The sequence below is a fragment of the Bacillus sp. NPDC094106 genome, from assembly GCF_044764345.1.
Taxonomy (GTDB): Bacteria; Bacillota; Bacilli; order Bacillales; family Bacillaceae_G; genus Bacillus_A.
The window spans coordinates 1-25,447 of record NZ_JBIWHY010000016.1 but is presented as its reverse complement, the minus strand read 5'-3'; the positions used below and the strand labels follow the sequence as shown (position 1 = coordinate 25,447).

Genomic DNA, 25,447 nt, shown 5'->3' with positions numbered 1-25,447 from the left:
AAGGCGGATACATAATGAGAACAGAAAAGATCCTTTTAATAGATGATGAACAAGGTATATTAGACATGTTGGTACTTACCTTAAAGAAAGAAAACTTCATTCATATAACAACCGCTATAAACGGTACAGAGACGTTAAACTTAATTAAAAATCATTCATTCGATATCATTTTACTTGATGTTATGCTACCAGACATAGATGGTTTCGAACTATGTAGACAAATTCGAAACTATACAAATACCCCTATTTTATTTGTAACAGCACGCTCCAGTGATTTAGATAAATTAACAGGTCTCGGAATTGGCGGGGATGATTACATAACAAAGCCATTTAATCCTTTAGAAGTAGCTGCTCGAATTAACGTACAATTACGTAGACAACGTATACTGCTAGATCACCAGCAAGTAGAAAATTCAAATCTACATTTCCAGTCCTTTTCTCTCTATCCAAGCGAAGGACGTATGACTGTACACGGAAAACCTGTTCATTGTACAGCAAAAGAACTAGAATTACTTACTTTCTTATGTACGCATCCAAATCGAATTTTTACAGCTGAACAACTATATGAACAAGTATGGAGACTCTCTTCTATGGGTGATGATAAAACAGTAGTAATGCACATTTCTAAATTACGCAAGAAAATAGAAGTCGATCCAAAGTCCCCTAAATATATCATTAATTTAAGAGGAATCGGCTACAAATTTATGCCGTATACTAAGGAGCTGTCCAAATGAAAATCGGTTTCCGACTAGGCTTTCATTTCATTCTTAGTTTAGTTATCGGCACTTTTTTTATGGGGATTGTAATGGCAGTCTTAATAGAAGTTATATTGCCCCTTATTGGAATAAATACAGACAACAAGGACACGGAAGCTCTTATCGTTTTCAGTCTGTTTATATGCACTCTTATTTTAGGTGCTATTATATATGGATGGTATATCGGAAAGCCTTTATTTCGAATGATTTCATGGATTCATCATCTAGCAGATGGTTCTTATACCGCACCAGAAAATACAAAGCAAATGTATAGTAAAAAAACAGGAAGACTAAAGGGACCTTACCGCTTATATAAAGACGTCTTTCTTAACATAGAGCACTTAACGAATAGACTACGAGAAATAGAGACTGAACGAGAGCAATTAGAAAAAATGAAACGAGAATGGATGGCAGGAATCTCTCACGATTTAAAAACACCGCTCACTTATATTACAGGATACAGTGCACTTATGTTATCACCTGACCATGAGTGGAGTCAGGAAGAAAAAGAGAAGTTCTTACAAGAGATTCAGCAAAAAGGGGACCATATGAAAGAATTAATTGAAGACTTAAATCTCTCCTTTCGTCTTCAAGATTCACAGATCCCATTAAGAACAGAAGAAATAAACATTGTTGAATTTACAAGAAGAATAATAGCTAATATAACAAACGATCCACGGTCTGAACATTATTATTTTAGCTTTCAGTCAGACGAAACAAAAATAATGATTCCGATTGATACAAAATTACTCCACCGTTCTTTACAAAACTTATTTATAAACGCTGTTTTACATAACCATGAAGGAACGAAAATTCATACCACTATCTCATTAGAAGACGATATACATATTATAATAGAAGATACTGGCGCCGGTATGGATGAAATGACAGTTCAAAATTTATTTAAGCAGTACTACCGAGGGACAACTACAAATGTTTCAAGCGAAGGCACCGGCCTAGGAATGGCGATCGCTCATAAAATTATAACAGCACATGGCGGAACAATTCATGTATACAGTGAAATAGAGAAAGGGACAACGATTCATATTACACTTCCAACTCTATAGTACGTATTGCCGACAAAAATACAGTTTGATTCAAGTAACGATTCCTGTTGTTCTATTTAACAGCACAAACATAAACAAAATTTATTCCTACACAAAAAACCAATCTCTCTTTTTTATACGTGAGAAATTGGTTTTTTCTTGTTCTTTACAAATCAAACCGTTCTAAATATCTTAATTCGTTACACATATTCATCTTCCGAAAAAAACACCGATAAGGGAATAGATAATAATTGTTGAAAATAAAATCGTCATATGGAAAAGAGAAAAAATAAACAATGCTTTTGCCCATTTCTCTGAATCCATTTTTTTATAACCAAAAATACTTAAAAGCAGCCATAAAATACTTAAAAGAAGCGCTACTAACATAAGTCCAACACTTAAAGAGCCTAAAAGAACACTGATTCCAATTAAAATGATTAAATAAATATTCGTTTGTATATATGTTCTTTTCACACCTTTGACTACTGGAAGCATTGGAACCTTCGCAGCCTTATACTCATTATGTTTGCGAATAGCTATGGCATAGAAATGAGGCATTTGCCAAATAACCATTATGATAAAAAGACCAATAATAGCTGGATGCGTTATATCTGGGTAAATAGCAGCCCAACCGATGAGTGGTGGCATTGCCCCTGAAATACTTCCTATTTCTGTATTGTAAATTGTTCTTCTTTTACTCCACATTGTATACGGTACAATATACAAAAATAAGCCTAAAAATCCTAACAATGCTGCTAAATACGTAGTTAATGATAGCGCTATTACCCCAAAGATAGTCATTAAAATTCCAAGGTATAATACAACCTTAGGACTTATTTCCCCAGTCACAGTTGGTCTATTTTTTGTTCTCTCCATAATCGAATCAATATCACGATCATATAAGTTATTAAACGCCCCTGCCGCACCTATTACTAAAATCGAACCAATAAAAGCAAATATAATTTCCGGAATCTTCTCAAGCGGGCTAATTTGGTATTTATATAAAGCCAATGTCAATCCTGCAAACATTGGAATTAGGTTCGACTTGATAATCCCGCTCTTAACAGTTTGCGCCAAAATTTTTGATACTTTCTGTTTCGAAGTTATTAACTCTTCTTTCCTTCGCATGATACCCCTTCTCCCTTTTACTAGACTCTCTTACTATATCTTACTACAATCAAAAATTTCATTACTATATACATCAATTAAAAAACCGACATAAACCCCCTCTTTTTAGGTGGGAGAGAGCATCTGGCCATGCATAGAAGCCAGGGCCTTTTTCTGCCACATGTAAAGTAAAAACAGAAAGAGCAAACGAGTGTAGGTTACTTTTTATTCTGCCTAGCAGGAATTTAGATGTCGAAAAATTAAAATAGATTTATATAATGGTCACTTTCTAACGAGATATCGTCTATAATTTATATACCAATAAGAATTTACATACTATACGGTATATTAATACTATATAACTTGTCAAGAAAAGGAGGAGTACGATGAACCGACGAAGATTAACCCAAGAAGAGAGGAAGAAAGAAACACGACAATTACTCTTGGAATCAGCTGTTGAAACTTTTGCCAAATTGGGATTTCATGGGGCTTCTGTTGATAAGATTGCAGAACATGCTGGATTTAGTAAAGGAGCTGTTTATGCTCATTTTCATACAAAAGAAGATCTCTTCTTAGCTATAGTAGAACAACAAATGAATTTATATGTGCGGAACATCCGTCAAGTAATAGGGCAGCAGCAGTCATTATCACATTTTATTGAAACGATGGATGAGTATTTTGATTCAGTTAGACAGCAAACTCAAACATGGAGTATGCTTAGCATGGAATTTCTTCTATATGCAATGCGTGAAGAATCCGTACGCCATAAATGGTCTAACATGATAACTGAAGCGGTAAAACAAATTTCTAAAGCAATTGAGAGTTTACTATTGAAGGAGAATTACAAATCTACTTTATCTGCCGAAGAAATAGCGTGGACCATGCTGTCGTTAGAAAATGGCATGTCTATATTTTATCACATTAGTCAAAATCACATACCCCTTGATTTATATGGAAAAGCACTACAAAACATGCTCCTATCCTCCCGCCAGGAAGATTAGAAAATTTTCTAATCCAAGCCAATTTAAAATATACAAATCAAAAACTATTTACACAACAAAACACACTCCAAACAAATCTATTTGGAATGTGTTTTGTTACTATTTTTTTCTTGGTCGTGCTTGTGAGATACTTATAATCAAATCTTATAAACTACAATTAATGAAAACAAATACATTTTCTCTTTTATATTCTTCATTCTATCACTCCTCTTGACCACTCACTTGAATATTAACCATACTCTCCCTGTTTGTTGCGCTTGTCCGATTAATGCGATACATAGTAGTAAAATAGATAATATACTATACAAACTTGCGTGTGATGTTGATATCCCTAAGAAATCTAAATACGGAAGATAATTTACTGGACCTAAATACCATAATAGTATATACAGTACTTCAAATAACTTACGTGTTCTACTCCATACACCAAGTGCCAATGCGAGTGTGGAGATGAATACTATGCCACTAAGCCAAGAAAGCAAAAATGAAATATCTTCAATTAATATAAATTGAATGATAAGACCACTGGAAATGATAACCCCTACTATAATCCCTGAAATCCACGTCGCAAAAAACTTATACAAAGGAGAACAACTTGAATAAATAATTTGATTTGTCCTATAAAACCGTTCTCTAGTTGCCATTTGTGACCAAATTGCAATTGGCCAAATTATAATAATAGGTAGCCATCCTTTTGACATATCTACCGGACATATCAATCCAAATGCTATAAACCCAATCGCAATTACATACCACCAAATCGTAAATCCTTTTAACATAATCGATAGCTCAGCTTTAATTAAACGAAACATACTAATGCTCTTTGTTTTCGTTATAGCAGCGAATGTAAACGCGTTATGATTTTGTTCATTCACAGCAATTGTTTTCTTATTCCCCTCAACCTCTCTTACCTTTTCCTTTACTTTGGTAAATGTAAGAAATCTATTAAACACCAGGGACGTTAGCCAAATTAGTAACATCGCCATTCCACTCCAAACCAAACTTGTTACAAGTATTTCGGCATTCCAGGTCAATCCATCCCAGTGAAATGTTTTAACCTTTCCCTCTACTGGGTTATACCCGAATCCTCCACCATTTGTTCCTCTTAAAAATTCATATTCTCTCATTGCATCATGTATCATATCAGAACGAATGACTCCTAAACCAAATACATCTAAATAACGATTTGGCATTTCAAACGACATAATCGCTAATAACACCCACAAGAAAAAGAACACAATATTGCCTACTACACCTTTTAAACCAGGAAACACATCAAAAAAAGTTGTGAATGCCGCTAGAAGCAATAACGAAGGAAATACAATATAAAAGAGTGGATATAAATAACCACCTAATTGAAACGAAAGGTCCTCCCCACGTATAAATTGCATCACCATAAAAGCAATAATAAATACCATCTCAACGGCCACTAAAACGATAAAATTAGAAATCGTTTTGCTAAAAATATATTGAAATTTACTTATAGGTGAAGCTGCAATCAATTGCCCTACTCCTAACTGTTGATCGTCTGAAATTTGACTTCTTAGCATATAAAAACCAAGCAACCAAATAAATAAAGTAGAAGTCATTGCTCCCATACCACCAAGCCAATTTGAATTATATATTCCTCTAACTCCACCAAGATAAAATATTTCATAGCCTGCTGAAGCTGCTGGCACACAAGCATACCCCAAAAAAATCGTTAATCCAATTACAATTAAAAATGGATAACTTCTCACTTGCCTAATTAAATTGTTTTTCATGAAATAAAATAGATTATATACATTGTTCAATTTTATGCGCTCCTTTCGAAGAAACATAATATAAGTAAGCATCTTCAAGAGAGGCTGCGACCATATGCGCTTTAGCACTAGGAGCATTGCTGGAAACGATGCGTGCATGAATTCCATCACTCCGGTGAATCGCGCTGCTTACTATGTATTTCTTTTGAACATTATGTAACTCAGAAGCTGGTATAACCCATTCCCATACTTTCCCCTCCACATGCTTTAATAGTTGTTCAGGACGCATATGGGCTAATACATTCCCTTTTGATAATAAAGCTATATCACTCGCAATCGATTCAATATCCGTTACAATATGTGTCGATAAAATAACGATTCTATTAGAAGAAAGACTAGATAATAAATTTCTAAACCGAATTCGTTCTTCAGGGTCCAATCCTACTGTCGGCTCATCTACAATCAATAATCTCGGATCATTTAATAGCGCCTGTGCAATTCCAACTCTTTGCCGCATTCCACCTGAATAGCCGCCTAATAGTCGTTTCCGGTCATTCATTAAGTTCAGCGCTTCAAGCAATTCATTGATACGCTTTTTTGAAGAGCTCATTGATAAACCTTTCATCGCTGCTATATACTCTAAAAACTCGACTGCGTTCATATTTGGATATACACCAAAGTCTTGCGGTAAATATCCGAGTTGTGAACGTAACAGCTTCGGTTTCTTTTGAATATTTTCCCCATCCCATATCACACTACCATTCGTCGGTTGTTCAATTGTTGCTAAAATTCTCATAAGTGTAGACTTCCCCGCACCATTCGGGCCTAAAAGTCCTAATACTCCTGGTTTTAAATGTAAACTACAGTCATTTAACGCTACTTTCTCTCCGTATTTTTTTGTGACATGGTCAATTATTAATTCCATCACGTTACCTCCTCACCTTATGAAACAAGTGTCATTTTTTAACACTTACGTTTTCTTATTTTCATTGTAGGTGGCGAAAGTAAAATCTAAGTAAAATCTAGAGAAAATTAGTTTAAAATATAAAACTAGTACACATAATTTCTAAAGCTCAATTTATACCTGCTCATAAAAAAAGATTCCGAAACAGATTATATGTAAATCCGTTTCGGAATCTTTTCTGAAAAGAGGCAACGCAATCGAATTTTGCTAGCCCCATCTTCTATCCTCTAAGTAAAAAAACATGATTCCTTCTCTTTTACCTTTTCTCAAACACAATCAAACATGTACTATTTGGCAATGCTATTTGTTCACCGTGTTCATCATACAATGTAACTTTTTGCGATAAATGTTCTATATAACCTTCTAAAAGGTACTGCTTGGCCTCAATTACTTTTACATTCTCTGAACCTACAACACTCTCTACAAAATCAATATATTCTTGAAGTGTAAATACACCAAATTGTTCTTGCACCTCATGTGGATACGCTTCTTCTCCCCATGTATACGTATATAAAAATTCCATTGCATCATTAACTGGCATCCTTACTCGATCCACATCCAATATATTGCCCTGAATTTGTCGCCCTTTAAAATCACGTTGATAGTTTTTTAAAAAAGGCATAGCCGTTTCATCGTGAAAATGTAATTCACACCATTCTTTACTTTCTGTCTTTACTCCATCACGAATAATCCAACGTCCACCATGGTTCAATACTTGAAATACACTTTTCACTAAACGTTCCATTGTTGCAACATTAAATTTCTTACCATCTGTTTCTCCGTAAGAAAAAATCTCATGATTCACTGAGCCACAATGAACTGTAGAAATACTTTCCGGATGAAATGTATCTGCAAGATGTAAAGCATCCCCTAGTGTAACTTCCCAGTCGTGGCCTTTTTCGTATTTATCACTTGTTAACTTCTCAATTACATTACGTGATAGATCTACTCCAATAACCGATTTATTCGGGTAAGCTTCTTTAAATTTATTCATCATCGCGCCCCCACCAGGACCAATTTCTACTATTGTATCTCCTACTACATATGGAAGAACCGCGACTTTATCATCTACACTTCCATTCATATGGGAAAGATATTCTTCCTCATTTTCCAATCGGTCAAACATGTCACGGCGTAAGCCAAATATTTCACATAACATCATGACAGCTTGTTCATAATGAGCATTATTTTCTTTTTTACAAGCCAAACAAAATTCGATGAGCGTTTTTCCAACTTCACTTGTTCCAAAACCAATTGTTAATACATTTTCAATCACCTTTAATTCCGGATACATTTCTGATTTAGGAATTTGGCTCATATGCAGCAATTCTACTACAGATACGCTTCGCAATACTTTTTCAATTGCTCGTTTCGTATAAATATTTAAGTATTTCTCTCCATCTCTCTCATAATATAATGCGTCCATAAGAGGCTGGAAACTGATATGATCTACATTCTTCTGAGTAATATGTTGATAGGCTAATGTAAATACTTTCACGAATTCTTCAAAACTAAAATGAGTTAATGCTGCTTCTACATACCAAAGATCATAATCAAATAAAACGGTAAACATTTCTTCTAACCTATCATTCATAATTGAATTATACTCTTGAACAAAATATGTATCATTAGGTGAAGCATTCGTACGTAACCGCCGAATTCGTTCCTTAACACTATATTCAATCAATTCTCCGCAAAGTATTTGTTCAATACGTTCATATACCTCTCCTTGCACTCTTTTCCATAACTTATACGATACGCCAGCAATAATACATTCATTTAAAACCCGAAGCACTTCACGCATTTCATCTTTTGAAATTACACCTTTCTGCCATAATCTTACCAATTCTTCATGAGAAGTCATGGACACTTCTCCTCGTAAAACTTGTCCTATTAATCCATGTGTACGAATAAGTGTAAAAGTTACATCATCATATGGGAAATAGCGTCTATAAATATAAGCTGAATCTTCATTATGTGCTAAAAAAGATACCCCTAAATCTTTCCACTTCTTGCGCTGCGTTACAGAACCACACTTCGATACTTCACTCCAGCACAATACCGTTTCTACACGAGCACGAATACCATATGAAACATTCATTTTTTCTAAATGTCTTAGTGTCCGTTCTACATACTCTAATACACTTCGGTAATTCCTTTCTACACTTACCACTCCATATTCTTCCAACAAAAAACCTAACCATATATTCGCTTCTTTCGTATACATATTTCCGTTCCGCGCTTCTTCTATTGCATGTAAACTATGTAACATACTTTTCTCTCCTTTTTGTTATCCAATAACCATTCTATCTAAGACATCTATCAAACAAATGCGTACCTACTACACACATGCTATTTCAAATCCCAGTCTATCATACAATTAGCCGTTACTTCTTTTGATAATGTACGACATTCCTTTGTGCAAAACGTAAAAAACATCCAAAAATATCATGTACCTCTTTTCCTCTGCCTTCAACAGAAAAAGATGATATCTCTTGATATTTCGGATGTTTTTTGAAAAGCTTCACACTTTAAAATTAGTGAAAAGGTAAAGCTATATAAATCCATTTTAATTTTTCGACATCTAAATCCCTGTCCCTGCTATACAGAAGAAAAAGTGACCTACACTCGTTTGCTCTTTCTGTTGTTACTTCGCATGTGGCAGACCGCTTCTATGCTCTCTCCTACCTAAGAAGATGGGTTTTATGTCGGTTTTTAATCGATGTATATATAATTTAAATCATTCTTTTGGTAGACTTATAAATCGTCAATCCCCGTTCAAAAAGTAGTTCAATTCATTCCTCATTAAAATAAGTGGATGTTTTCCTTCTTACAAGCTTCACGCATGTCATCAGGCCATACGGATGATTGAACTTCACCGATATGCGCTTTACGTAAGAAGTACATGCACATTCTTGATTGCCCAATACCACCACCAAGTGTTAATGGGAGTACTTCTTCTAAAATCCCCTTATGGAAATCATAATCACGTTTGAAATCTTCACCCGTCTTTGTTAACTGTTCATCAAGTGATTTGCTATCAACACGAATTCCCATTGATGATAATTCAAATGAAGATTGCAGTACTGGATGCCAGAATAAGATGTCTCCGTTTAATTTCCAATCATCGTAGTCAGCTGCGCGTCCATCATGTTTTTCACCAGAGCGAAGTGCATCACCAATTCCGATAATAAAGACTGCACCGTGCTCCTTCGCAATTGCATGCTCACGGTCTTTCGGCGTTAACTCTGGGTATTTATCTTCTAACTCTTGAGATGTGATAAATACGACATCTTCTGGTAAATACTTACCAAGGAACGGATATTTTTCAAACAAATAATCTTCTAAATCTTTGAATATTCCATAAATTGTTCGTACTGTTTCTTGTAAGTAATCTACTGTACGCCATTCTTTTTGAATAATTTTTTCCCAATCCCATTGGTCAACATAAATTGAATGTGTTGCATCAAGTTCCTCATCGCGGCGAATCGCGTTCATGTTTGTATATAAACCTTCACCAGCCTCGTAACCATATTCATGGAGTGCAAATCGTTTCCATTTCGCTAGTGAATGAACAATTTCTAATTCTTCTCCTGAATGAAGCATATCAAATTCAATTGGACGTTCTACACCGTTTAAATGATCGTTTAAACCTGATTTTTTTGTTACGAATAATGGTGCAGATACGCGGAATAATCCAAGACGTTTTGCTAATTGATCCTCAAAAAATGTTTTAACTTCCTTAATTGCGATTTGTGTCTCTCTTACTGTCATTAATGATTGATACATGTTGGTTTCCTCCTAAAATGTTTGGATGTAGTGGAAAGAAGCCAACAAAAAAAGCCCTTCTTTCCCAAAAAAACTGGGACGAAAGGCTTTGGTTCCGCGGTACCACCCAAATTAGCAACAGAGGTTGCTCACTTATTCAGTACGGAGATTAAAGAAATCTCGATACTGTTCTTCTTGTAACGGCGAAGTTCCCGGCTAAGTCTACTTTCCCCTAAAGGGTTTCGGTTAGCGACTCCAGGAGGTTCTTCATAACAGGCTTCGTATCAGGCTCACACCACCCCTGACTCGCTTTGACTACTTCCTACTACTACTCGTCCTTTCATAGTCGTTTTGTTGTCACATCTCTGAAACATTTTATTAATGATTATTCTATACAAAAAAACGAGAAAGTCAACAAAAAGTTTAAAATTATTTTTCAATTCTTTATTTTACAGCTTTATTGATTGTTTGTATTAATGAAAAACCCTTATCAAATCTACCGCTTCTTTTGTTGTTTTAATTTTAAAAATGATTTACTCACTGTAACCATCATGTATATGACAAGTAGTGTAATCGTCCGAAAAACCGAATCCATTGTATTTCTCATCATTCTCATTTCCTTTGCGATTCTTTTCATATGTAATAACGTTCTACAATTCGAATGAATCTATACAAATTTCGATAATGATCTCATAATGCATCAAATTATTGCCGATTTTATGATATACTATATCATTCAGTTGTTTGTTCTTATCAGTAACTGTTAGGAACAAACATAGTCATAGATCGAGATTATCTTTCAAAGGCATTGACTACTATCAAAGTAGATTTTCTATAATAACGGAGTGATCATATGAGTAAAACAAAAGCAAAACCTAAGAAGGGTGTAGGCCAAGGTACAGGAAGTAAAGGCTGGAACCGCTGGCAATCTAGTGCTAAGAAAAAGCAAAATGCGAAACCATATAAAAGTAAAGGCACAAAAAAATAATTAAGGAACGCATGTGATTTATTTACTTTACACGAAAAAGAATATAATTATTACAAAAAAGCTATGCTTTCACATTTATGAGAGCATAGCTTTTTATATTCATGATATTAAATCATAAGAATATCCCGGATTTCTTCCTCAGTAATTGATGATAATTTTTCTTGTCCAGATTCGATAATCTCTGCAATTAAATTTTTCTTGCTCTCTTGCAGTTCATGCATTTTTTCCTCGATTGTACCCTGTGCTACTAACTTAATAACTTGTACAGTATTCTTTTGCCCCATCCGATACGCCCGGTCTGCTGCCTGCTGTTCGACCGCAGGGTTCCACCATAAATCGTACAGTATAACAGTATCCGCTCCCGTTAAATTAAGTCCAGTACCACCAGCCTTTAAAGAGATAAGGAATAACTCTCCTTCCCCTTCGTTAAACCGATTGCATAACTCTACACGTTCAAACGCTGGAGTGTTCCCATCTAAATAGAAAAAAGATACAGCTTGTCGGTTCAATTCACGTCCAATAATGGAAAGCATCTTCGTGAATTGTGAAAATATAAGAATCCTCTTCCCTGTACTTCTACACTCCTCTATAATTTCTAGTAGCTGTTCAAATTTAGCTGAACTTCCCTTATAATCATCAACAAACAAACCTGGATGACAACAAATTTGTCGTAGTCTCGTTAAACCAGCTAAAATCCTAATTTTATTTTTACGCAACGTATCTTTATCCAAATGTTTTAAAGTTTCTTCTCTTAACTTTGCTAAATAAGCTGCATAAAGCCTCTTCTGATCCGGCAATAGCTCCGATGATTGTAAGTGCTCTATTTTCTCTGGTAACTCATTTAATACATCTTCTTTTAATCGTCTTAATACGAAAGGTTTTACGCGCTTCGCTATGTCTTCACGCCTTAAATCACCGAACTCTTTTCTTCCCGGTAGTAATTCCGGGAAGACGACGTGAAAAATAGACCATAGTTCTTCTAATGAATTTTCTACAGGTGTTCCTGTTAACCCGAAACGGTACTCAGCCTGAATGGTTTTCACTGCTCTTGCAGTTTGCGTCGTATGGTTTTTAAACGCTTGTGCTTCATCAAGAAATAACGTATGAAATGGCTGTGCATATAGTCTTATATCTCTTCGTAATAAAGGATATGACGTAATCACGACATCAAATTTTGTAATATCTTTTAAAAGCTTACGGCGCTCCGTTTGGTTCCCATCTGCAATAACAGCTCTAATATGTGGCGCAAATTTTTTCAACTCAATTAACCAGTTATAAACGAGCGAAGACGGAGAGACAACTAATATAGGCAGTTTCTTCTCTCGAATTTCAGGTAAAACAGAATCTATAAAAGCAATGCTTTGCAACGTTTTGCCGAGTCCCATATCATCTGCTAAAATGCCCCCAAAACGATAATAAGCAAGTGTTTTCATCCACTGGAATCCGTATGTTTGATACTCTCTCATTACTGTATTTAAACTATTTGGCACAGTAAATTTTAATTTTTTCGGATTTTGAATGTTTTCTACTAATTCTTGAACGGATTTATCTAAACTTAAAACATTTCCTTCTTGAAGTGAGTTCATCCATTTCACACTACGAATAAGAGATACATTCACTTCTTCTCCTTTTAAAAATTCTTTTCGAATACCCGATTCCTTTACAAATTGATTAATTTCATTAAATTCTTTACTCTCCAATGATAATAAAGCACCGCTCGCTAATCGATAATATTTTCGTTTCTCCTCAAGAGCAGCTAATACTCCTTTAATTTCTGCTTCCGGTATACCTTTTATATCAAAACGGAATGATAACCAATCAATTCGTTCTTTCCGCCTTATCCTTATGAGAGGTACACTGTTTCCTCCATGAATACGCAACTTAATAGCCGTAGTCGCATAAATCTCCAGTAGACCTTTCAATTTCGGAACAACATGATATAAGAAGTTATATTCCGCTTCCTCATTATGCATAAAATAACCGCCTTCTGTCTTCGCAAAGGCACTTTCATTCATAATTTGTAATATTTCTTGTTCTCTTTTCTCATCCCGATGAAGGACAGAGGGTTGTCCATCCTCTTCTAACGGATTAATGACAACATTTCCATATTGAAATTCTAGACCTGCCAATAAACGATTCTTAACTCGATCTAAAAATAATTTCGCTTTCAGAGGTGTTTTTTCAATTCGCTCTGATATGACTTCATCCATTCGAACATTTCCAAGTTTCATTAAACCTGGTACTACCTTTTCTACAAAGTACTTCATTTTCTCATTTGAAATATGAAATTGATTACTTTGTGCATTACGCATCATTCTTTTTAATTCAACCAGTCGATTACAATCATCCGCATTCAAGCGATATAAGCGCCCTCCAGAAAGAGCATACGCATATGTATCCATTACGTAAACTTGATGTAAACCGCTGATTTGAAGGGTATATCCTCCATTTGCACCTTTACTGAACTCAAACTCTATCGGTAATAACTTTTTTGAAACTTGTATGCCATGAAATGAGTTCCCATCATACGCAAACGTTGCAAATTGAGTAGCGGAAAGCAATGAAAGCATGTAGTCCCATGAAGCGGGTGGAATTAAAATCATACTTTCATCTTGCTCGGAACTTATTTGCAACGATTCTACATACATTTTTTCGTTACGATAAATTTGAATCAATTGTTGAATGACCGCATCAGTTTCTTGTTGAAAACTGTGGGCCTCTGGCATATAAGTAAAATCATTTGAACATATGAAAGACTCTCTTTGTTCCACTTTATTAAGAAACTCTCTAATCTTATATATAGAGTATAACTTCTCTAGCTTTACCTGAATTCCAAATAAAGCTCCCCCATTTCTTGAAACAACTGGCATACAAATAAATTCCACATCAAGTATCTTACGTGTATCAAACCGATGTTGCTTACTTTTCGGACGCAGTGGCCTTTCACCAAATAAATCCAACATCCCGTTCGCGAATTGAACATTTCTAGACATACTATTTGTGAAATCGCTAGAATGTAGTGAGCGTCCAGTTTGCTGAAAATTATTGACATATAATAATACAGCGGCAATATGTTGGCAGTATGAATGAAAAGAAGCCAGTGAAGGGCAACTACATTTGCCAACAATATCACCATTATCAGCGTTTTCTATTATGACGTGAAAATCTTCGTTCCCTTCCACTGTTGCCTCGCAAACATTTCTCTCAACGTCATAATTCGTAATATTAACTTTGTTTGTCCTATAATAAGCCTCGCCCTTTTTGTAAGAGGTTTCTCCGCATAACTGTTTAATTATTGTTTTATTTAATGTAAAACTCATTATTTTGACCCTTCCCTAAAACTAAAGATTCACATTCCTAAAGTTATTAAAAACTTTCTCTTATACAACATTTTACATGTTATACACTTAAATATAAAATAACATAAAAAATACACTACTCATTTGAGAGTAATGTACTTATAAACAGGACGTATATAGCTTTACATATAAAGTGAAACTTTAATCAGTGGGGGTTTTCTTCATCCCTTACTGATTATTAGCCCTCACCAATCGAGCTTTTACGGGCGGTTTATCTCCCACCTAACTTCTTTGCTTTCTCCCAATTTTGAGGTGGGAGTATTACTGCCCGTTAATGCGGGATAAATTATTGTTTTAAAGAAATTCTCACCCTGAAATTCCTCTTCATTTACAAAATAAGAAAGCCTTTTTTATATTGATTCTATTTCCATTAACCTCTTCGCCTCAAAATATAATACTTGTATAAACTTCTTCGTATTAATTCTCGTATGTCCAGAGGTTGCTAGTTCTTCCTTCGTCATTTCTGTCATACGTTTCCGAACAACAGTAAAATCAAAAAACTTCGGAGCATAGCTTTCAAACTTGGGATTCGAAAAGTCTGTTAAGCCAAGGGAAGCTAGATGATTTAAAGATTGATAAATCGCTCTGCGTACCCTTTGTTCTGAAGCTTTTCTTTCTTTATCAATTTCCACTTCCGAGGCCGCTTCTCCTAATTTTTTGACTGTAATATAGTGAAAAATATCTTTCAATGCTGGAAACCCGTATTCAAATGTTTTTTCTTTTTCTTGCCCAAATAAATATTCCAGCATACTAAGGAAATCTTTACTTCCATTCTCTCCAGCAATGCCAAGTTCTGATAATAAATAACGCCCTGAATCCGTTATTTTTTTCTCTTCTTGCACTGGTTCATTTCGAACTTGCGGTTGTTCCCATTGAAAGACGTTATTCAATGATTTTTGAATATCTTGTATGGAGCGTTCCAATCGGATGCGTTCCATCACTTTTCTTACAACCGATACAACTTCAATTTTGTTTAATGGTTTTGTAATATAGTATTCTACCCCGAGCGAATACGCTTCTCCAATTAGCTGTTTCGATTCTACTTGAGAAATCATAATTATTTTTCCTGTAAACGCTGGCAGGATGTGACGAACCGTTTCAATCCCATCTCGAATCGGCATTAATAAATCAATAAATAAAATATCTATCTTTTTATAATTTAGCTGATCAGCTTCGATGAAAGCGCCATCTTCCGCTTCTCCCACTACTTCTCCAAGATCACCATCTTCAATGATTTGTGAAAGCATAGAGCGGAATACTTCATCATCATCTACGATATAATAAAACACCTTATTCCCCCTCCCGTACTAAACTTGACTCTGGTAAACAGACAATAAACTTACATCCTCCGCTGGTTTCGCTACCTTGGAGCTTCACTTCTCCTCCAAGTTCTGTAGCCATCTCTTTTATATAGGAAAGTCCAATGCCTGTCGATGCTGCCCCTGTTTGATCATATTTCGACGTAAATCCCGGTTTAAATACTAACTCTTTATATTTTGCTAAAATACCAGGTCCATCATCGATTACTTCAAATATCACATTCGTGTCTCTTTTATATGCCTTTATTATAATTGTACCGGTGCTCTCGATTGCTTCAACAGCATTTGCAACTAAATTGTTTAAAAGCGACAATACAGTATAAACATGATATTCGGCATGCTCACCTTCTATACTTTTAGAAAATGTTATCTTTTTTCCTAATAGCTGCGCGTACTTCTCATTTATCCTAACAATCATTTCTGTCAACTCATGACCTTCTATATACTCAGAAAGATTTTTATCTAATAAAAGTTTTGATAATCCCGCAAAAATTCTTTGATTATCTTTTTTTATTTCGTGTACTTCCCCAGCAATTTTTAGCGCTTTTTTACTATGCATTCCTATGCTACTTGCATCATCACTCGCTTGTAAATTTCGGTATAATTGATACGCTTCTTGTGTAATTAACTCTGCATTTTGAAGTGTCTTTTTTAAATGAACCGACTCTACATATAAATTAGAAAGATGCATCAACATTTTTTCATTTTCTTTCCGAATTTGTAATTCTTTTAATTTCGTTTCATACAAGTTCATCATATTCAAAAATCCAAGAGCAAAAAAGCTTCGAAAAATAGCGATAATGATGATCTTATTTACTTCAGAAAAAGTTATTGTCGTACCGAGTACTAAAACATGATAAAAAGCAAGTTCTGACATGCTTGCTATAATCTCAATTGTAATCCCAAGACACCCAATTACAAATGGTTTCTGATGAAATTTATTTACTCTACATACTGAAAATAAACTTCCATAAACAAAATAATAAAAGAAGACTGGATAACGCAAATAAAAAGACTCCGTTACATGAAAAGACCCTTGTAACATCCAATCAAGACAAACTCGAAACCCTACTACAGATAACCCAACAAGTATACCGGCTACTGCAGCTGGTATTTTCCGTAAAAACAATAGCAAAAAGAAAAAAATTGGCGTCCCAAAACTAACACGGAATGTATCATTAAACGGATGAAAATTTAGCTCTCCAGCAATCGGAACAACCACCATCAAAATAATTAAAAGGGACATATCTTTCTTCCATAATTGATTCCAACTCAAAAATGCCACTTCCTATTTATGAAATATGTTTGTTCAAAAATTGAACAAGGAAAGCCCGCTTATCATATAAACGGGCTTTCTTTCTATATTCTTACCATTTCGACTGCTCTAATTTGGCGATACACAGGCTGCCACATTGCTTTTTTTACAGCTTCCTTGATATCGTTATCATCAAGTTTCTCACGAGCTACACCTTCGGCAACCGCAACTTTCGCTACTTCAATTGCAACTATCTCAGAAATGTTACGCAATTCTTCGACTTCTGGAAGAATTGGTGCTCCTGGCTTACTTGTATCTACCCTGCTTGCTACTGCCTCTGCCGCTGCTGCAAACATACCATCTGTCATTACACTCGCACGAACAACAATTGTTCCAAGACCAAGACCTGGGAAGATAAGTGCATTATTTGATTGTCCAATTACATATGTTACACCATTATATGTAACTGGTTCAAATGGACTTCCTGTTGCCACTAGCGCTCGTCCTTCTGTCCAATGGATTAAATCTACTGGTTTTGCTTCTGCAAGCGGTGTTGGATTAGACATTGGTAAAATAATAGGTCTATCTACATGAGAAGCCATTTCCTTTATAATCTCCTCTGTAAATGCACCTGCTACTGTTGATGTACCAATTAAAATTGTTGGCCTTACATGTTTCACAACTTCTGCAAGTCCAATTACTTCACCTTGTTTCCATTGATTCATTTCAGATTCCTTACGTGCGTATTGACGTTGGAAATCAAGAAGATCTTCCATATTATCTGTAAGTAAACCGTTACGATCAATACACCAAAAATGCTCGTTTGCTTCTTTCTCCGATAATCCTGCGCGAATCATCGCATCTCGCACTTGATCGGTAATTCCGATTCCAGCCGTACCAGAACCAAAGATAACAACGCGGTGTTCACAAAGCGGGACACCTGAAGCTTTTACGGCTGATAATACTGCTGCAAGTGAAACAGCACCTGTTCCTTGAATATCATCATTAAATGTACATACATGATTACGATATTTATCTAAGATTTTGCGTGCATTACGCGAACTAAAGTCTTCCCAGTGTAATAATGCTTTCGGAAACTTGTTACATACAGCTTTTACAAATGTATCGATAAATGTATCATAAGCTTCACCAGTCACACGCGGATGACGGTTTCCAATATAAAACGGATTATTTAATAAATCATCTCGGTTCGTTCCTACATCTAAAATAACAGGTAATACACGACTAGGATCGATTCCAACTGCCGCCGTATAAACAGCTAACTTTCCGATAGCGATATTAATACCACCAACGCCCCAGTCACCAATTCCTAGTATTCCTTCTCCGTCTGTTACAACGACTAAATCAATATTTTCAGCTGTTGCACCAATATTAGAAAATGCTTCTTCAATACCAGAAGGATCATTAATTGATAAATAAACTCCGCGCGGCTTACGATATTCATGACTATATCTTTGAATTGCTACACCAACAGTTGGCGTGTACACAATTGGAAGCATCTCTCGTAAATGATCTGTTAATAAGCGATAAAACAACACTTCATTTCGATCATGTAACGCTGTTAAATATACGTTTTTTAATAAATCATCCGGCTGCGAACAAAATTGTTCATATGCACGGCGTGCTTGTTCATCTAATGTTAATACCGCTGGCGGTAATAACCCTTTTAATCCTAGTTCTTCTCTTTCTTCTTTCGTGAAAGCGACACCTTTATTTAAAAGCGGTGTTGCCAATACTTCTCCTCCTCTTAATGTTGTTTCTAATGTTCCATTAGAGGAAACCGTAAATTTACTCATAACATCCCTACCCTTATTTATATATAACATTTCTATATTGTAAACAAAAAAGAGGGGAATGTCCCCTCTTTTTTTAATTTTTCTTTAGAAGAGCTGCTCCCGCAATTCCTGGATGTGTCATTTCATATGGATCTAAAATTAAATCTAATTCTTCTTGTGATAAAACACCATTTTTCACGCAAAGCTCCCTTACAGACTGCCCAGTTGCGATTGCTTCTTTTGCAACGCGAGCCGCTGCTTCATAACCAATATGAGGGTTCACAGCTGTAATAATCCCTACGCTTTTCTCAACATATTCTTTCAAACGTCCTTCATTTGCTTCAATTCCTTTTAGACAATTATCTGTAAAGGCACGGAAACCGTTATTCATAATGCTAATGGATTGAAGTAAGTTAAAGACAAGTACTGGTTCCATAACGTTTAGTTCTAATTGACCAGCTTCTGAAGCAAGACAAATCGTATGGTCGTTACCGATTACTTGGAATGCGATTTGGTTAATTACTTCCGGCATAACAGGGTTTACTTTTCCTGGCATAATAGATGAGCCTGGTTGACGAGCTGGCAGCATAATTTCTGCAAGTCCAACACGTGGGCCTGATGCCATTAAACGAAGATCATTTGCAATTTTAGACATATTCATCATACATACTTTCAGCGCAGCTGATACTTCCGTATATGCATCTGTATTTTGCGTTGCATCTACCAAATCTTCCGCCCCAACAAGAGGTAACTCACTAATCGCAGCTAAATGTTTCACTACTGCTTCAATGTACTCTGGATCTGCATTTAATCCTGTACCAACTGCTGTTGCTCCCATATTTACTTCATATAAATGTTGACGGGATTGCTGAATTCGTTTTATATCACGTTCAATAACGCGAGCATAGGCTTTAAATTCTTGTCCAAGACGAATTGGTACAGCGTCTTGTAAATGTGTACGTCCCATTTTAATCACATGATCAAATTGCCCTGCTTTCAATTCAAATACGTCATGCATATATCCCATCGTTTGTAATAATTCTTCCAGCGCATTTAATGTTGCAATATGGATTGCTGTTGGGAATGCATCATTTGTTGACTGCGCCATATTCACATGGCTATTTGGACTAATATAATGATAGTCTCCCTTTTCCATCTCTAATAATTCAAGAGCACGATTGGCAATGACTTCATTTGCATTCATGTTCATAGAAGTTCCTGCACCGCCCTGAATTGGGTCAACAATAAAATGATCATGCCATTTTCCTTCAAGAATTTCTTGCGCCGCTTCTGCAATAGCACCGCCCTTTTTCAATTCCAATCGTCCTACATCCGTGTTCGCAAGTGCAGCCGCTTTTTTAACAATCGCAAGTGCCTTAATTAAACCTTCATGGATTTTATATCCTGTAATCGGAAAGTTCTCTACAGCACGCATTGTTTGAACTCCATAATAAGCATGCATCGGTACTTCTTTTTCACCTAAAAAGTCTTTTTCAATTCGCATATTTTTTGTAGTTTCAGTTAATGTTGCCATCAATACCCACTCCTCATCTATTTCTTATGCTGCTTTTGTTTGTTTGACTGTTTCTACATATCGTTTTGCTTTCTCATGATCAAATTCGCCTTCCCACTTCGACATAACAATGGCTGCTAATGCATTTCCTAATACATTGACAGCTGAGCGAATCATATCCAAAATGCGGTCAATACCAGCAATTAACGCGATTCCTTCAAGCGGTAATCCCATTGAGCCTAATGTTGCAAGTACAACAACAAATGATGCACCAGGAACCCCTGCCATACCTTTTGATGTCAGCATGAGAACGAATAATAGCGTAATCTGCTCCGTTAATGACATGTGTACACCATACATTTGTGCAACGAACAATGCTGCTAACGCTTGGTAAATCGCTGAACCAGTTAAATTAAATGTGTAACCTGTCGGAATAACAAAAGAGGCAACGGCCTTCGGACAACCGAACTCTTCCATTTTCCTCATAATATTAGGTAAAACAGCTTCTGAACTTGCTGTTGTAAATGAAAGAATAAGCTCTTCTTTTAAAATTTTCATTAATGTAAAAATGTTTACTCCTACCATTCGCGCATTAATACCTAATACAACAATAACGAATAGTATAACAGTTACATACACAGCTAGCACTAATTTTCCTAAAGGAAGAAGTGTTCCTACGCCAAACTTTGCAACTGTAACAGCAATTAATGCAAATACACCGAATGGAGCAAATTTCATAACTTGGTTTGTGACCCAAAACATTGCCTCAAGTACACCTTCAAAGAAGTTAAACACAGGCTTTCCTTTTTCACCAATCGCCGCAACTCCTAAACCAAATAAAACTGAGAAGAAAATAATTGGTAATAGATCGCCTTGTGCAATTGATTCAAATACATTCTTTGGTACAATGTGAACAATTGTTTCTGCAAAACCTTTTTTCTGTGTTGCATCAGCCGTTTGCTTATATGCTGAAATATCACTTTGCTGCAGGTTATTCATATCCACGCCTGTACCTGGCTGGAACACATTAGCTGCAAGTAATCCCATCAAAATCGCAATCGTTGTGATAATTTCAAAGTAAAGAATTGTCTTACCGCCTAATTTCCCTAGCTTCTTCATATCACCTACACCAGCTACTGCAACAATCAGTGCTGAAATAACAATCGGTACTACAATCATTTTAATTAAATGAATAAATATATCCCCAATTGGTGTGATATAAGAAATTGCCGTTTTATTGCCATAAAAGATTGCCCCTACTACAATCCCTAAAACAAGTGCGACAAATATTTGTGTTGCTAATCCAAATTTTTTCATGTATTTTCATCCCCTTCATGCGAACGCTTTCAATTTGTATTTATAAGAGCTTACTCACACATGATATAGGTGAACCTACAAAATCAGACAAAAACCTACAAGTTTGTCACAAAAAATCCTAATTTTTTTCTTAAAATATTCATTGACACTATTTCATAAAAAAAGAAATAAAATAACCTTGATGAAACATCAGATTATTTTGTATAATCTAAAAGATATATTTATTCGAATCGAAACTAATTAAAATGAAAAGGAGTGGATGTTATGAAAAATTACATGAAGGACTTCATTATATCTATTTCTTTTCTATTTCTTTTTTTAGCAAGGAACAAGGGCGCCCGCCTTTGTTCCTTTTTTATTGCCATCTATATAGGGGGATTTTCATGAAACCATACAAACGTATTTTAATTAAATTAAGCGGAGGCGCGCTTGCTGATCAAGACGGAAATAGCTTTGGCTCCAAACGTTTAGAGCATATCGCGACTGAAATTTTATCCATTGTTGATTTAGGTATCGAAGTCTCAATTGTCATTGGCGGAGGGAACATTTTCAGAGGAAACTTAGCGGAAGAATGGGGGATTGACCGTGTTGAAGCAGACAATATCGGAACTTTAGGCACAATTATTAATAGCCTCATGCTTCGGGGTGTATTAACAAGTAAAACAGATACAGAAGTACGCGTTATGACATCTATCCCCTTTACAGCAGTCGCAGAACCTTATATTCGCTTACGAGCTGTACATCATTTAGAAAAAGGATATATCGTCATTTTTGGTGGCGGAAATGGGCAACCTTTCGTTACAACAGATTATCCAAGTGTACAACGAGCAATCGAAATGAATAGCGATGCCATTTTAGTCGCAAAACAAGGAGTAGACGGCGTCTTCACAAGTGATCCAAAACGAAATAAATCAGCAAAAATGTATCGAAAACTTAATTATAATGATGTCGTTCAGCACAATATACAAGTAATGGACCAATCTGCTTTATTACTTGCTCGCGACTATCACTTACCAGTACATGTCTTTAATTTTGATGAATCTGGAGTTATGAAGAAAATATGTTTAGGTGAACATGTGGGGACATTAATAAATGATGATGTTACTAAGCTTGTACATGAAAATTAAATATTTCTAATAAAAGGGGTGTGCATTACATCCCTTTTCTCCCATATCGTTTCAATACGCATATCACGTTCTACTTCTTATCCTTAGCACCCTGCTCAAAAATATACAAAATACTAAACACTCCAATGAACAGAATAGGTGCTGTAATTAACAAATACACATAGTTTTTAACTAGTACTCCCTGCTCTACTAACATATTAAATACATACTGTACTAATACCATATATATAAAGACTGTAATGAATTTAAATATATTCCTCATCATTAAACACCACACCACATTTCACAGGCACCTCTCTATATTAAAATATTGTGTTTCATACCAAAACAATATCAAGAAGAAAAAGGCAAGTAAACCTAAAAATGCAAAATACTATCATCTCCTTTTCACATTCATGAAAAAAAGGATACGACATCCTACCGTATCCCTTTCCTCCCGTCATCCACTTCTTATAAATAAAAACTAATCAACCTTGCTACTTTCTCCTTACAACGCTCAAAAAAAGATAATGTTTCAAAAAAGGCTGTTGTTATTTCTTTTGAATCATGAAAATCTTGCGCTAACGCTTGATTCACTTGTGATACGATAGGACCACCATGTATATACAAATCCATTTCATCATTTATATGAAAGCTTCGCGAAGTAAAGTTTGTTGTACCAATAATGGTTGTTTCATTATCAATAAATATTAACTTCCCATGGAACATCCCCTTTTTATAACCATATACTGTAATCCCATTCTCGACAGATTGACGAATATACGGATACGCCGCTTCTTTAATAAGAGGTACATCTGGTTTATAAGACCAAAGTATTTTTACAGATACACCACGCTTTCGAGCCTGAATTAATGCATCCATGAGTTTTTGATCTCGCGGTATAAAATACGGTGTAGCAATCACAATAGAATGTTTGGCCTGATTTATGAGAGAAATATATTTCGCAATAATCCCATGACCATTATAACTAAACATAGTATGTAACGTGTTTCCTTTAACTGTCCGCTGAACTGTCCGCTTCATTTCTTCTGAAGTGTCCCGTTTCCAATCTAATACAAATTGCTCTTCTAAATCCGTTACTCCCTCTCCCTGTACTCGTACATGGTAATCTCTCCAGTATCCGAAACGCTTGTCTTTTCCTAAGTACTCATCACCTATGTTGAAGCCTCCAGTATAACCAACTTTTCCATCTATTGTTGTAATGCGACGATGATTCCGGTGATGAAGCGAATAAAAAAAGAATGGAAATTCCGGTTTTCTACTATACGTAAAATGAACGCCACTTGCCTGCAATTCATCTTTTAACTTTCTTTCAAAAGATAGATCGTTAATCCAATCAATTGATAAATATACTTCTACCCCTTCTTTCGCCTTTTCCTTTAACAATTTTAAAAACGTATGGCTGCTTTTATCATCCGAAATAATATAGAAATAAGTGAATATAGAGTTTTTTGCTCCTTTTATATCAGAAAAGAGCTGACGATATAGTGATTCCCCCTCTACATATAATTGAAAATCACTATAATGAGGTGGATACTCCTTCAAGCGATTTTTCTCAGCTTCTATTTTTCTTCCGAGTGTTACGTCAATATGCATCCAAATAACAAAGAAAATCACTATGCTAATGATAATAGAAATAACACGTAGTATTTTTTTCACCATCTCAGTTTCCTTCCACTCATAGTCATTTCTTTTATGTAGTGTTCAACAAAATCTGATTTTAATGCTTATTTCAGCCACTGTTATGAGAAAAATATTCATATAAAAAGGTGGAGACTATGAAAACCAATAAAAGAAAACGACCCATCGTCTTTTTTCCGGGACTTTTTGGTTCTATGAGTAATGTTATTATTCCGGGTACAGGTAATTGGAGCTTCGGGTTAGCTGCATTTGTATATGACCCTTTCATCATGATGTTAGAAAATATGGGATACGAAAGAAACGATTCGATATTTACAAGTAATCCCCTCACATTCCAAAATAATATGGGCAGATGGTAAAGTTGTAGGAAATATTCTCACAAAATTGGATGATGGAAATACCATTACGAATAGTGTTTTTAGATGGTGAGAAATATATAGTGCATGGCTCTCATAATGAGGTTTTATATAAAAGCATACCCCTATTACAAAGGATACTTTAATTTACTAACATACAAAAAAGGATGCGGCCTCATACGAGGGCACTGAAAAACTTACGTTTTTCATTCCGTAAAACATATGTGAAACGAAAAAAGGTGACTTTCCGTTCAATTTTGAACGGAAAGTCGCCTTTTTCTTATGCTTTTTTTACTTCTTTTCTTTCATTAAGGTCATGATTCGTTTTAAATTAACTGCGAATATGGCCATCGCCCCCTGCATTTGCATGCCAATGAGACCCGAGGAAGATGC

The 25,447-nt window shown here is 35.5% G+C and carries 17 protein-coding genes, 2 pseudogenes and 1 other annotated feature; of the genes and pseudogenes, 7 read left to right on the top strand and 12 right to left on the bottom strand.

What is annotated here, in order from left to right:
- Positions 1-14 precede the first annotated feature (14 nt).
- A complete protein-coding gene (locus tag ACIQ7L_RS20915) occupies positions 15-734 on the top strand; it encodes a response regulator transcription factor (RefSeq protein ID WP_400571323.1) in 720 nt (239 codons plus the stop codon).
- Positions 731-1,822: a sensor histidine kinase gene (locus ACIQ7L_RS20910; protein ID WP_400571322.1), complete on the top strand. Its 1,092-nt coding sequence runs from the start codon at positions 731-733 to the stop codon at positions 1,820-1,822. The genes ACIQ7L_RS20915 and ACIQ7L_RS20910 overlap by 4 nt, the downstream gene beginning before the upstream one ends.
- Positions 1,823-2,011: 189 nt before the next feature.
- Here the strand turns inward: ACIQ7L_RS20910 and cyoE are convergent, their stop codons facing one another.
- Positions 2,012-2,929: a heme o synthase gene (gene cyoE, locus ACIQ7L_RS20905; RefSeq protein ID WP_400571321.1), complete on the bottom strand. Its 918-nt coding sequence runs from the start codon at positions 2,927-2,929 to the stop codon at positions 2,012-2,014.
- Positions 2,930-3,294: 365 nt separating this feature from the next.
- Here cyoE and ACIQ7L_RS20900 point away from each other — a divergent pair, with 365 nt between their 5' ends.
- Positions 3,295-3,909, top strand: coding sequence for a TetR/AcrR family transcriptional regulator (locus ACIQ7L_RS20900; protein WP_400571320.1), 615 nt, complete (start codon positions 3,295-3,297; stop codon positions 3,907-3,909).
- A gap of 218 nt (positions 3,910-4,127) precedes the next feature.
- On the opposite strand, the gene ACIQ7L_RS20895 is transcribed toward ACIQ7L_RS20900, so the two are convergent.
- The 4 genes from ACIQ7L_RS20895 to asnA all read right to left on the bottom strand — a co-directional run bounded on the left by ACIQ7L_RS20895 (position 4,128) and on the right by asnA (position 10,404).
- Positions 4,128-5,702, bottom strand: coding sequence for a hypothetical protein (locus tag ACIQ7L_RS20895; RefSeq protein ID WP_400571319.1), 1,575 nt, complete (start codon positions 5,700-5,702; stop codon positions 4,128-4,130).
- Complete coding sequence (locus tag ACIQ7L_RS20890; protein WP_400571318.1) at positions 5,686-6,576, bottom strand: ABC transporter ATP-binding protein; 891 nt, start codon at positions 6,574-6,576, stop codon at positions 5,686-5,688. Before ACIQ7L_RS20890 ends, ACIQ7L_RS20895 begins: the two co-directional genes overlap by 17 nt.
- A 295-nt stretch (positions 6,577-6,871) precedes the next feature.
- Positions 6,872-8,887: a class I SAM-dependent methyltransferase gene (locus ACIQ7L_RS20885; RefSeq protein WP_400571317.1), complete on the bottom strand. Its 2,016-nt coding sequence runs from the start codon at positions 8,885-8,887 to the stop codon at positions 6,872-6,874.
- Positions 8,888-9,420: 533 nt separating this feature from the next.
- Positions 9,421-10,404 carry an aspartate--ammonia ligase gene (gene asnA / locus ACIQ7L_RS20880; RefSeq protein WP_400571316.1) on the bottom strand — a complete coding sequence of 328 codons (984 nt, stop codon included), beginning with the start codon at positions 10,402-10,404 and terminating at the stop codon, positions 9,421-9,423.
- Positions 10,405-10,475: 71 nt separating this feature from the next.
- Positions 10,476-10,736: a binding site (T-box leader), on the bottom strand.
- 500 nt (positions 10,737-11,236) lie between these two features.
- On the opposite strand from asnA, the gene ACIQ7L_RS20875 reads away from it, so the two are divergent.
- On the top strand, positions 11,237-11,371 hold the full coding sequence (locus tag ACIQ7L_RS20875) for a DUF3934 domain-containing protein (RefSeq protein WP_097896317.1): 135 nt from the start codon (positions 11,237-11,239) through the stop codon (positions 11,369-11,371).
- A 107-nt stretch (positions 11,372-11,478) separates the two neighbouring features.
- On the opposite strand, the gene ACIQ7L_RS20870 is transcribed toward ACIQ7L_RS20875, so the two are convergent.
- The 6 genes from ACIQ7L_RS20870 to ACIQ7L_RS20845 form a co-directional block, all read right to left on the bottom strand.
- Positions 11,479-14,691 carry a DEAD/DEAH box helicase gene (locus ACIQ7L_RS20870; RefSeq protein WP_400571315.1) on the bottom strand — a complete coding sequence of 1,071 codons (3,213 nt, stop codon included), beginning with the start codon at positions 14,689-14,691 and terminating at the stop codon, positions 11,479-11,481.
- A 389-nt stretch (positions 14,692-15,080) separates the two neighbouring features.
- Positions 15,081-16,019 (bottom strand): response regulator, encoded by a 939-nt coding sequence (locus ACIQ7L_RS20865; RefSeq protein WP_097896313.1) that lies wholly within the window; start codon positions 16,017-16,019, stop codon positions 15,081-15,083.
- 1 nt (position 16,020) lies between these two features.
- Positions 16,021-17,334 carry an ATP-binding protein gene (locus tag ACIQ7L_RS20860; protein ID WP_400571314.1) on the bottom strand — a complete coding sequence of 438 codons (1,314 nt, stop codon included), beginning with the start codon at positions 17,332-17,334 and terminating at the stop codon, positions 16,021-16,023.
- Between the two features lie 74 nt (positions 17,335-17,408).
- Positions 17,409-19,142, bottom strand: a complete 1,734-nt coding sequence (malS, locus tag ACIQ7L_RS20855) for an oxaloacetate-decarboxylating malate dehydrogenase (RefSeq protein ID WP_400571462.1) — start codon at positions 19,140-19,142, stop codon at positions 17,409-17,411.
- 52 nt (positions 19,143-19,194) lie between these two features.
- The gene (gene aspA, locus ACIQ7L_RS20850; RefSeq protein ID WP_097896309.1) at positions 19,195-20,634 is read right to left on the bottom strand and encodes an aspartate ammonia-lyase; all 1,440 of its coding nucleotides are present in this window, start codon (positions 20,632-20,634) and stop codon (positions 19,195-19,197) included.
- A 24-nt stretch (positions 20,635-20,658) separates the two neighbouring features.
- Positions 20,659-21,930, bottom strand: a complete 1,272-nt coding sequence (locus ACIQ7L_RS20845; protein WP_400571313.1) for a cation:dicarboxylate symporter family transporter — start codon at positions 21,928-21,930, stop codon at positions 20,659-20,661.
- A 383-nt stretch (positions 21,931-22,313) separates the two neighbouring features.
- On the opposite strand from ACIQ7L_RS20845, the gene pyrH reads away from it, so the two are divergent.
- Positions 22,314-23,057: a UMP kinase gene (gene pyrH, locus ACIQ7L_RS20840; protein ID WP_400571312.1), complete on the top strand. Its 744-nt coding sequence runs from the start codon at positions 22,314-22,316 to the stop codon at positions 23,055-23,057.
- 450 nt (positions 23,058-23,507) lie between these two features.
- On the opposite strand, the gene cls is transcribed toward pyrH, so the two are convergent.
- Positions 23,508-24,719, bottom strand: a complete 1,212-nt coding sequence (cls, locus tag ACIQ7L_RS20835) for a cardiolipin synthase (protein WP_400571311.1) — start codon at positions 24,717-24,719, stop codon at positions 23,508-23,510.
- A gap of 116 nt (positions 24,720-24,835) precedes the next feature.
- Between cls and ACIQ7L_RS20830 the strand changes: the two are divergent.
- Positions 24,836-25,012: pseudogene (locus tag ACIQ7L_RS20830) on the top strand (acetyltransferase); the annotation flags it as partial.
- Positions 24,987-25,200: pseudogene (locus ACIQ7L_RS20825) on the top strand (acetyltransferase); the annotation flags it as partial. The pseudogenes ACIQ7L_RS20830 and ACIQ7L_RS20825, both read left to right, overlap by 26 nt.
- Positions 25,201-25,447 lie beyond the last annotated feature (247 nt).

What these genes read in the sequence shown, in the direction of transcription:
- ACIQ7L_RS20870 (WP_400571315.1), bottom strand. Translation starts at nt 14,691, where the DNA reads ATGAGTTTTACATTAAATAAAACAATAATTAAACAGTTATGCGGAGAA.
- cyoE (WP_400571321.1), bottom strand. Translation starts at nt 2,929, where the DNA reads ATGCGAAGGAAAGAAGAGTTAATAACTTCGAAACAGAAAGTATCAAAA.
- cls (WP_400571311.1), bottom strand. Translation starts at nt 24,719, where the DNA reads ATGGTGAAAAAAATACTACGTGTTATTTCTATTATCATTAGCATAGTG.
- ACIQ7L_RS20875 (WP_097896317.1), top strand. Translation starts at nt 11,237, where the DNA reads ATGAGTAAAACAAAAGCAAAACCTAAGAAGGGTGTAGGCCAAGGTACA.
- ACIQ7L_RS20845 (WP_400571313.1), bottom strand. Translation starts at nt 21,930, where the DNA reads ATGAAAAAATTTGGATTAGCAACACAAATATTTGTCGCACTTGTTTTA.
- pyrH (WP_400571312.1), top strand. Translation starts at nt 22,314, where the DNA reads ATGAAACCATACAAACGTATTTTAATTAAATTAAGCGGAGGCGCGCTT.
- ACIQ7L_RS20900 (WP_400571320.1), top strand. Translation starts at nt 3,295, where the DNA reads ATGAACCGACGAAGATTAACCCAAGAAGAGAGGAAGAAAGAAACACGA.
- asnA (WP_400571316.1), bottom strand. Translation starts at nt 10,404, where the DNA reads ATGTATCAATCATTAATGACAGTAAGAGAGACACAAATCGCAATTAAG.
- ACIQ7L_RS20885 (WP_400571317.1), bottom strand. Translation starts at nt 8,887, where the DNA reads ATGTTACATAGTTTACATGCAATAGAAGAAGCGCGGAACGGAAATATG.
- ACIQ7L_RS20915 (WP_400571323.1), top strand. Translation starts at nt 15, where the DNA reads ATGAGAACAGAAAAGATCCTTTTAATAGATGATGAACAAGGTATATTA.
- ACIQ7L_RS20910 (WP_400571322.1), top strand. Translation starts at nt 731, where the DNA reads ATGAAAATCGGTTTCCGACTAGGCTTTCATTTCATTCTTAGTTTAGTT.
- ACIQ7L_RS20890 (WP_400571318.1), bottom strand. Translation starts at nt 6,576, where the DNA reads ATGGAATTAATAATTGACCATGTCACAAAAAAATACGGAGAGAAAGTA.
- aspA (WP_097896309.1), bottom strand. Translation starts at nt 20,634, where the DNA reads ATGGCAACATTAACTGAAACTACAAAAAATATGCGAATTGAAAAAGAC.